The organism is Cupriavidus sp. (genome assembly GCF_057315035.1).
Genome location: NZ_DBHKYV010000034.1, coordinates 32,633 through 41,062, shown reverse-complemented (window position 1 = coordinate 41,062; position 8,430 = coordinate 32,633). Strand labels below are relative to the sequence as shown.

General features: G+C 63.4%; 8 protein-coding genes. 5 read left to right on the top strand and 3 right to left on the bottom strand.

What is annotated here, in order from left to right; genetic code table 11:
* Positions 1 to 1,921 (bottom strand): Rne/Rng family ribonuclease (locus ACO550_RS29685; RefSeq protein WP_315598065.1); only part of this gene is annotated, 1,921 nt, incomplete at its 3' end.
* A 991-nt stretch (positions 1,922 to 2,912) separates the two neighbouring features.
* Between ACO550_RS29685 and ACO550_RS29680 the strand changes: the two genes are divergently transcribed.
* From ACO550_RS29680 to ACO550_RS29665, 4 genes are read left to right on the top strand one after another with little or no spacing between them, the layout of a single operon-like run.
* Positions 2,913 to 3,914 (top strand): RluA family pseudouridine synthase, encoded by a 1,002-nt coding sequence (locus ACO550_RS29680; protein WP_315598067.1) that lies wholly within the window; start codon positions 2,913 to 2,915, stop codon positions 3,912 to 3,914.
* A gap of 56 nt (positions 3,915 to 3,970) precedes the next feature.
* Positions 3,971 to 4,630 (top strand): HAD-IA family hydrolase, encoded by a 660-nt coding sequence (locus ACO550_RS29675; protein WP_315598064.1) that lies wholly within the window; start codon positions 3,971 to 3,973, stop codon positions 4,628 to 4,630.
* 7 nt (positions 4,631 to 4,637) lie between these two features.
* Positions 4,638 to 5,012, top strand: a complete 375-nt coding sequence (locus ACO550_RS29670) for a Rieske (2Fe-2S) protein (RefSeq protein WP_485995054.1) — start codon at positions 4,638 to 4,640, stop codon at positions 5,010 to 5,012.
* 39 nt (positions 5,013 to 5,051) lie between these two features.
* Entirely contained in the window at positions 5,052 to 6,203 is a 1,152-nt protein-coding gene (locus tag ACO550_RS29665) for a S49 family peptidase (RefSeq protein ID WP_315598062.1), read from the top strand.
* Positions 6,204 to 6,321: 118 nt separating this feature from the next.
* Here ACO550_RS29665 and ACO550_RS29660 read toward each other — a convergent pair whose 3' ends face one another.
* Positions 6,322 to 7,053: an SAM-dependent methyltransferase gene (locus ACO550_RS29660; RefSeq protein ID WP_485995053.1), complete on the bottom strand. Its 732-nt coding sequence runs from the start codon at positions 7,051 to 7,053 to the stop codon at positions 6,322 to 6,324.
* Positions 7,054 to 7,055: 2 nt separating this feature from the next.
* A complete protein-coding gene (locus ACO550_RS29655; RefSeq protein ID WP_315598066.1) occupies positions 7,056 to 7,655 on the bottom strand; it encodes a Maf family nucleotide pyrophosphatase in 600 nt (199 codons plus the stop codon).
* Positions 7,656 to 7,803: 148 nt separating this feature from the next.
* Here ACO550_RS29655 and ACO550_RS29650 point away from each other — a divergent pair, with 148 nt between their 5' ends.
* Positions 7,804 to 8,418 (top strand): DUF177 domain-containing protein, encoded by a 615-nt coding sequence (locus ACO550_RS29650; RefSeq protein ID WP_315598060.1) that lies wholly within the window; start codon positions 7,804 to 7,806, stop codon positions 8,416 to 8,418.
* The last annotated feature ends 12 nt before the right edge of the window (positions 8,419 to 8,430 follow it).

Sequence of the window (8,430 nt, the reverse complement as noted above, 5' to 3'; positions counted from 1 at the left end):
CACGCTGCTCGCCGCGCTCACCACGGCCCTGACGTTCGCCACGACCCTCACCACGTTCTCCACGACCCTCGCCACGTTCACCGCGCTGGCCACGTTCGCGGCGACCGTCGCCGCGTGCCTGGGCTTCCGCTGCGGGCTTGACGGGCTCCGCCACCGGCGCTGCCGCCGGCTTGGCACCAAACAGGCCCTTGAGCCAGGCGATGATGCCGCCGCTGCCCACCGGCTGCGTGGCAGGCGCCGGACGTGCGGCTGCTGCTTCAGGCTTCGGGGCGCGCTCGGGGCGCGGCACCGACACCGGGGCCGGCGCGTCAGGCGTGATGCCCTTGACGGCGGCTTCCTGGCGCGGACGTGCCTCTTCCTTCTTGCGGCTGCTGTAGCTGGTGTCGGCTTCGAGTTCCTTCGCAGCTGCCTCTGCCATGCGGTAGCTGGCAGTCGACTCTTCCAGGCGCGGATCGTCGTGGCGCAGGCGCTCGAGCTTGTAGTGCGGCGTTTCCAGATGCTTGTTCGGGATCAGCAGCACATTGACCTTGAAGCGCAGTTCGATCAGGTTGATGTCCTGGCGCTTTTCGTTCAGCAGGAAAGCAGCCACTTCCACCGGCACCTGGCAGTGGATCGCGGCCGTGTTTTCCTTCATCGCCTCTTCCTGGATGATGCGCAGCACCTGCAGGGCGGACGATTCGGTATCGCGGATATGACCTGTTCCATTGCAGCGCGGGCAGGTGATGTGCGAGCCTTCGGACAGTGACGGACGCAGGCGCTGGCGCGACAGTTCCATCAGGCCGAAGCGGCTGATCTTGCCCATCTGCACGCGGGCACGGTCGTGGCGCAGCGCGTCCTTGAGGCGCGTTTCCACGTCCTTCTGTGCCTTGCCGGACTCCATGTCGATGAAGTCGATCACGATCAGGCCGCCCAGGTCGCGCAGGCGCAACTGGCGGGCAATTTCGTCGGCCGCTTCCAGGTTGGTGCGCAGCGCGGTTTCCTCGATGTCCGCACCCTTGGTGGCGCGGGCCGAGTTCACGTCAACGGATACGAGGGCTTCGGTATGGTCGATCACGATGGCGCCACCGGAAGGCAGCATCACCATGCGCGAGTACGCCGACTCGATCTGGTGTTCGATCTGGAAACGCGAGAAGAGCGGCACATCGTCGCGGTACTTCTTCACGCGGTTCATGTTGTCGGGCATGACCACGCTCATGAATGCACGGGCCTGCTCGTAGATCTCGTCGGTATCGATCAGGATCTCGCCGATATCGGGCTGGAAGTAATCGCGGATGGCGCGAATCACAAGGCTCGATTCCAGGTAGATCAGCAGCGGGGCCTTGTTGTCGCCGGCGGCGCCGTCGATGGCCTTCCACAGTTGCAGCAGGTAGTTCAGGTCCCACTGCAGTTCCTCGGCGGCGCGGCCGATACCGGCGGTGCGCGCGATGATGCTCATGCCTTCGGGAACCTGCAGCTGCGCCATGGTTTCGCGCAGTTCCTGGCGGTCTTCGCCCTCGATGCGGCGCGACACGCCGCCACCGCGCGGGTTGTTCGGCATCAGCACCAGGTAACGGCCGGCCAGCGAGATGAACGTGGTCAGGGCAGCGCCCTTGTTGCCGCGCTCTTCCTTTTCAACCTGGACGATCAGTTCCTGGCCTTCGTGCAGTGCGTCCTGGATGCGCGCATTGCGCACGTCCACGCCATCCTTGAAGAACGCGCGGGCGACTTCCTTGAACGGCAGGAAGCCGTGGCGCTCTTCGCCGTAATTGACGAAGCAGGCTTCCAGCGAAGGTTCGATGCGGGTGATGACACCCTTGTAGATGTTGCCCTTGCGCTGTTCGCGCCCGGCGGTTTCGATGTCGATATCGATCAGTTTCTGACCATCGACGATCGCGACGCGCAATTCTTCCTGTTGCGTCGCGTTAAACAGCATGCGTTTCATCGCAATACCTCACTCCAGTGTCGCGGATGGCCAATGGGTCATGAGTGGCTCATGCCCGCGACGGTCCAGGGAGCACGCGAGGAAAGAGAGCGAGGGCGGGAGAATTGCCGAAGTTGCCAGCGCGTAATACAACGCGGCAGGCTGGGCGCGGGTGAGAGGAGAGGCTGTCGGCGTTCTGGTCATCCGCAAATTCTGCGGGCAGTCCGCTGGGTCGGGAGAGCGCAAAAGGCACTGCTCCCGATGCAGCGGTTTCTGGCGGATGCCGGTGGCCGGGGCACTGGGACGGGCCTGCCATGCCTGGGGCAGTGGCGTCGTCTCCCAGCGCAGCCGGGCCGGGATGGCCAGGACGCGTCAAAGAGCAAGTTATGCGGTCGCGACAGTCGCATGCCGTTGCCAATCTGACCTGTCCGCTGGCGGGCGCGCCGCTGCTTTTTGGCGTTCTGCGTCCGGGCGCCGGTGTCGGATCGTCGAACTACGACAATCAGCGACAGATCGCGGCCGATACTGCAGGTCAGATGGCAGGCGCGCCTGCCGGGCCGGCACCGGTTCCCGGTGCGGGCGGTCTTCTCTCACCGATGTGGATGCCTGTTAGGGGCATCCACATTGAATTCTTTTCTACCTGAACACTCAGATTCCACGTGTCGGCCGGCTGGTTGCCGAAGCCGCCTCTGGGCGACTTCCTGCGCGCCGGCGCGGCGCGTGCGTGCTGCTGATTGCTGCCATTTGCCAGTCTGGCGCCTGCGGGGTACGCAACATGCGGGAGACGGGCCGGGTTGACTGCTACCCGAAGTGTAAAATGCGACGTCTTGCGCGGATACTGGTGGGACTACCCAGAACAATTACCTGGGCGCCCTGCATATTCCGTTCCGGTTTGCCGCAAACATAGCGGGCATTTCAGTCGGGATTCGCGCCATACTTCGCGCCAACATCGCTTACACAGGTCGTGCGCTACCGGTCTTTGGCCGGGAACGGCCGGGAAATTATATTGAAAATGAATGAGTTACGCCATCAAATTGAAACGGAGCCGCGTTCGCGCCCCAGCGGGCTCCAGGTGGCGTATGTCACGATCGACGAAAGTTCGGAAGGGCAGCGCATCGACAACTTCCTGCTCAAGGTGGCCAAGGGTGTGCCCAAGAGCCATATCTATCGCGTATTGCGCTCTGGTGAGGTCCGCGTCAACAAGGGGCGGATCGATGCAACTTACCGGCTGAAGCTCGGCGATGTGGTGCGGATTCCGCCACTTCGCATGGCGGAAAAGTCACCTGAGGCGGGCGGATTCGTGCCTGCCGCCGATTTTCCGGTGCTGTTCGAGGATGCCCATCTGCTGGTGATCGACAAGCCGGCCGGCGTGGCCGTGCATGGTGGGTCGGGCGTGGCCTTCGGGGTCATCGAACAACTGCGCCGTGCGCGGCCCGAGGCGAAATTCCTGGAGTTGGTGCACCGGCTGGACCGCGAGACGTCGGGAATCCTGGTGTTGGCCAAGAAGCGTTCGGCGTTGGTGAACCTGCACGAGCAGATGCGCGGCAATGGCATGGACAAGCGTTACTTCGCCTGTGTGGCCGGCGAATTTCCGAATGCGCGGCAGCACGTAAAACTGCCCCTATATAAATACAGTACGCCGGAGGGCGAGCGCCGGGTCCGGGTGCAGGCCGACGGGTTGGCATCGCATACCGTATTCAACCTGGTCAAGGCATTCCAGGGTTATACGTTGCTCGAGGCGGAATTGAAGACGGGGCGCACGCACCAGATCCGGGTGCATTTGCAGTCAACCGGTTTCCCGATTGTCGGCGACGACAAATACGGCGATTTTGAGCTTAATAAAGCGCTTTCGCGCAGCGGTGCCAAACCGGGTATCAAGCGGATGTTCCTGCATGCGCACCGCCTGACCTTCACGCACCCGGCCACCGGCGCGCCGCTTACCGTGTCGGCGCCGCTGCCCGCCGAGTGTGTTGAATTTCTGCAACAATTGCAGCAGGACGGCGCCGCTCCCTGACCAGGTGAGTCGCGCCAAGCATATCCGCAACACTCCCGTATCGACCAAGGACCGTAATGGCCAGGCAGCGCTTCGACCTGATCGTCTTCGACTGGGATGGAACCCTGATGGATTCCACGCCCACTATCGCCAAATGCATCCAGCTGGCCAGCCGCGACCTGGGCTTGCCGGTTCCCGACGACAGCGCAGCCAGCCACGTGATTGGACTGGGACTCAAGGATGCGCTGTCGTATGCGGTGCCGACACTGGACCCGGTCGACTACCCGCGGCTTGCCGAGCGCTATCGTTTCCACTTCCTGACGCGCGATGCCGAACTGGTGCTGTTTCCAGGTGTGCGCGAGATGCTGGAAGCGCTGCACGCCGAACACTATTTCCTGGGCGTTGCCACGGGCAAGACGCGTGTCGGGCTCGAACGCGCCCTGGCCAGTACCGGCCTGGGCAAGCTGTTCGATGCCACGCGTTGCGCCGACGAGACGTTTTCAAAGCCGCATCCGGCCATGCTGCATGAACTGACGCGCGAACTCGGCCAGGACATCGCACGCACGGTCATGATCGGCGACACCACGCACGATCTGCAGATGGCGATCAATGCAGGTGCCGAAGGCCTGGGTGTATGCTACGGCGCACATCCGGCTGACTCGCTGCGCGCGATGTCGCCGGTGCATTGCGCCACCTCGATTGCCGATCTGCAGCAGTGGTTGCTCACCCATGCCTGATATGGAGATGGAGCACAAACCGTTTCGCCTGTGCGCGGCCGAGGATCTGGTCGAAGGCGGCGCCGGCGTGCGCTTCACGGTCCGGCTCGATTCACGCCAGATTGGTGCATTCGTGGTCCGGTTCGATGGCGTGGCGCATGGCTACCTGAACCAGTGCGCCCATGTTCCGATGGAACTGGATTGGCAGGAAGGGCAGTTTTTCGATAGTGCAGGCCTATACTTGATGTGCGCGACACATGGCGCAACCTATGCGCCGGACACCGGCCTCTGCGTGGGCGGCCCTTGCCGGGGCGCCGCGCTGGCCAAACTTCGAATCGAGGAACGCGAGGGTGCTGTTTTCTGGCAGCCGGAAGCCCCTTTTTTGCCACCCGACGCCAGTTGAGCGGAGCCGGGTCATTGTTAGACGCTTGAGTCCACTTGCATGACAGAACAGCAAAAACCGCCATCGCAATCCGATCAACATCCCGACGAGCCCGTCACACCAGGCGAAAAGCTCGAAACCGCGCCGCAGTCCGACTATCCGCTCGAGCGCGAGCTCAAGGCCGGCGATGACGCAGCACGCCGCGAGGCCGATGAACGCCGCGCGCGGCTGGCCGGCGAGGGTGCCGGTCCGGTTGGCGGCGCAAGTGCCACGGGCGGCTGGGAGCGCGACGTGCTGGAGAAGGTGCTGCTGGCGAGCCTGCGCGAGCAACGCGCCGCGCGACGCTGGAAGATTTTCTTCCGGCTGGTCGGACTGGCCATTCTTGCGCTGATCCTGTTTGCCGTGATCGACTTCAAGGGCGATGGCCTGACCAGTACTACGGGCCGGCACACGGCCATGGTCACCCTCGAAGGCGAAATTGCCGCCGGCACGCCGGCCAGTGCCGAATCGATCAATGCATCGCTGCAGGCGGCGTTCGCGGACACCACCGCGGCGGGCGTGATCCTGAAGATCAATTCGCCGGGCGGTTCGCCGGTACAGGCGGGCATCATCAACGACGAGATCCATCGCCTGCGCAAGCTCTATCCGGACAAGCCCTTCTATGTAGTGGTCGAGGAAATTTGCGCGTCCGGCGGCTACTACGTGGCGGCGGCGGCCGACAAGATCTATGTCGACAAGGCCAGCATCGTTGGCTCGATTGGCGTGCTGATGGATGGGTTCGGCTTCACTGGATTGATGGACAAGGTGGGCATCGAGCGGCGGTTGTACACGTCGGGCGCCAACAAGGGCATGCTCGATCCGTTCTCGCCCCAGGTGCCGCGCCAGAAGGCGTTTGCCGAGTCGATGCTCAAGCAGATTCACCAGCAGTTCATCGACGTGGTGAAGGAAGGCCGCGGCGACCGGCTCAAGAGCGACCCGGAACTGTTCTCGGGCCTGTTCTGGTCGGGCGAACGCGCCGTAGACCTGGGGCTGGCCGATGGCCTGGGTAGCGCAGACTATGTGGCGCGCGACCTGTTCAAGGCCGAGGACATCGTTGACTACACGGTCAAGGAAAACATCGCCGAGCGCGTGGCCAAGCGGTTTGGCGCGGCAATGGGCTCCGCGGCGATGAAGATGATGCTGATGAACGTCGCCGTACCGGCGGTGAAGTAAGGAATCGCTGTAAGTAATGCCGCGGCCTCGCTCCCCTCTCCCGCACGGCGGAAGAGGGGTTGGGGGAGAGGGCGTTGAGGTACAAATTGCGACCTGTCCCGGTTTGAGCCGCGCAGCCTTACTGCGCCAGCAGCGAAAAGATCGCCGGTCGCTTGTGCAGTTCCAGTCGGTCAGGCCGCCATGCCGAGATCGGCAGTGTGACGATGGTTTCGGTCGGAAGCGTCAGTTCCACGGCAATCGACAGCAGAGTATTGCCCGAGCAATGCTGGCGCAGTGCGTCGAGCAGCGCCCCGTTGCGGTACGGGGTTTCAATCCAGACCTGGGTTTGCTGGGCCTTGCGCGAGCGCTGTTCCAGGTCGCGCAGCTTTTTCGCCCGCTCGTCCGCATCCACGGGCAGGTAGCCGTTGAATGCAAAGCTCTGGCCGTTCAGGCCCGAGCCCATCACCGCCAGCAGGATCGAACTCGGGCCCACCAGCGGCCTTACCCGGATGCCGCGCGTGTGCGCCAGCCGGACCAGGTCGGCGCCGGGATCGGCTACGGCAGGCACGCCGGCTTCCGAAAGTAGTCCACCGTCGCGTCCGGTTGCAATCGGATCGAGCAGGGCTGCCAGCGCATCGGCCTTCGTGTTCACGTTCAGTTCACGGATCTCGATCTGCTGGATCGCGTGGCTCAGCGGGGTGGTTTCACCCAGCTTCTTCAGGAAGGCGCGCGCGGTCTTGGCGTTCTCGGCCACCAGATAGTCAAGTCGTGCCGCAATCTGCTGTACGCCGGCCGGAATGACATCGATCAGCGGATCGACCTCGTCGCGCTTGCCAAGGGTGTTGGGAATCAGGAACAGGGTGCCGGCCATGGTCAGGCTCCAAAAAACGGATAGCCGACCTGGCGCAGCATGCCGGTCAGCGCGATCAGCGGCAGGCCGATCAGCGCGGTGGGATCGTCGGATTCCACGCGCGACAGCAGCGCGATGCCAAGCCCTTCGGCCTTGGCGCTGCCGGCGCAGTCATAGGGCATCTCGATGCGCAGGTACGCGTCCAGTTCCGCATCGGATAGCTCGCGGAACGTGGCGCGAGTCTGCACATCGGCCAGTTGCGCCACGCCGGTGCGGCTGTCGAGCAGGCACAGCGCCGAGTGGAACGTAACCGTGCGGCCGCGCATCAGCCTGAGTTGCGCGAGCGCGTTGTCATGCGTGCCGGGTTTGCCGATCTGTACGTCGTCGAGCGTGCAGACCTGATCCGAACCAATTACCAATGCGCCCGGATGACGCGCGGCGATGGCCTCGGCTTTCAGGCGCGACAGCCGCAACGCGGTGGCATCGGGTCGTTCCCCGGCAAGTGGTGCTTCGTCGATGTCGGGCGTGGCCACTTGGAACGGAATGCGCAGACGCGCCAGCAGTTCGCGGCGGTAAGGGGAGCTCGATCCCAGGATCAAGGTGGGCTGGATGGCGGAAACCATAGGCATGGAAGAGGGTGGCGAACGGTATCGGCGCTGTATACTTTGACCGTTCTGAATTTTTCAACGTATAATCGCGCGTTTCGCTGCACGGGCACATTCGCTGCCGGTAAGTTGTGGCAACGATGCATTTTCCTGCGATTCAGCCTGTATGAGTCAGCCGACCCAGCCTGCGGCACTCGCCGCGGCCTTCGACCTGCGTGAAACCGATCTCTTCGCTTTTTGCCGCAAAGGCGGCAATGTGGCGAGTGAGGTGCCAGTGCGCGATTTGCCGCGCATCTTAGCCGAGACGGCAGCCAATGCGCCAGCGTCCGCGGCGGAAGAGGTGTTCCAGTACTCGCTGGCTGGTTTTGTGCGCGAAGAGGCGGTTGAGCCCGGTGCGCCGGTATCGCAGCGGCTGTTTGTCGATGTGACGGTCAATGGTCGTGTCTGGCTCGATTGCCAGCGCTGCCTGACGGTATTCGCCGAGCCGATCGCGACGAAGATGCGCTTTGAAGTGGTGGCCAGCGAAGCGGCCGCCGAAGAAGCATCGATGGATGACGACGAACTCGACGTGATCGTGGGTTCGAAGAAGTTCTCGGTGCTGGAACTGATTGAAGATGAAGTGCTGCTGGCGTTGCCGACAGCACCGAAGCACGTGGTCTGCCCCACGGTGCACGAGTCTCTCGTGACGGGCGCAGACGGCGAGGTGGAGCCCGAGGCTGCACCTGAAGAAAAACGGCCATCGCCCTTTGCGGCGCTGGCCGGCCTGAAGACGAAGCATTGACACCACATTGGG

Excerpts from the sequence above, each read along its gene's own strand:
- ACO550_RS29655 (WP_315598066.1), bottom strand. The coding sequence starts at position 7,655 with ATGGTTTCCGCCATCCAGCCCACCTTGATCCTGGGATCGAGCTCCCCT.
- ACO550_RS29665 (WP_315598062.1), top strand. The coding sequence starts at position 5,052 with ATGACAGAACAGCAAAAACCGCCATCGCAATCCGATCAACATCCCGAC.
- ACO550_RS29650 (WP_315598060.1), top strand. The coding sequence starts at position 7,804 with ATGAGTCAGCCGACCCAGCCTGCGGCACTCGCCGCGGCCTTCGACCTG.
- ACO550_RS29670 (WP_485995054.1), top strand. The coding sequence starts at position 4,638 with ATGGAGCACAAACCGTTTCGCCTGTGCGCGGCCGAGGATCTGGTCGAA.
- ACO550_RS29660 (WP_485995053.1), bottom strand. The coding sequence starts at position 7,053 with ATGGCCGGCACCCTGTTCCTGATTCCCAACACCCTTGGCAAGCGCGAC.
- ACO550_RS29675 (WP_315598064.1), top strand. The coding sequence starts at position 3,971 with ATGGCCAGGCAGCGCTTCGACCTGATCGTCTTCGACTGGGATGGAACC.
- ACO550_RS29680 (WP_315598067.1), top strand. The coding sequence starts at position 2,913 with ATGAATGAGTTACGCCATCAAATTGAAACGGAGCCGCGTTCGCGCCCC.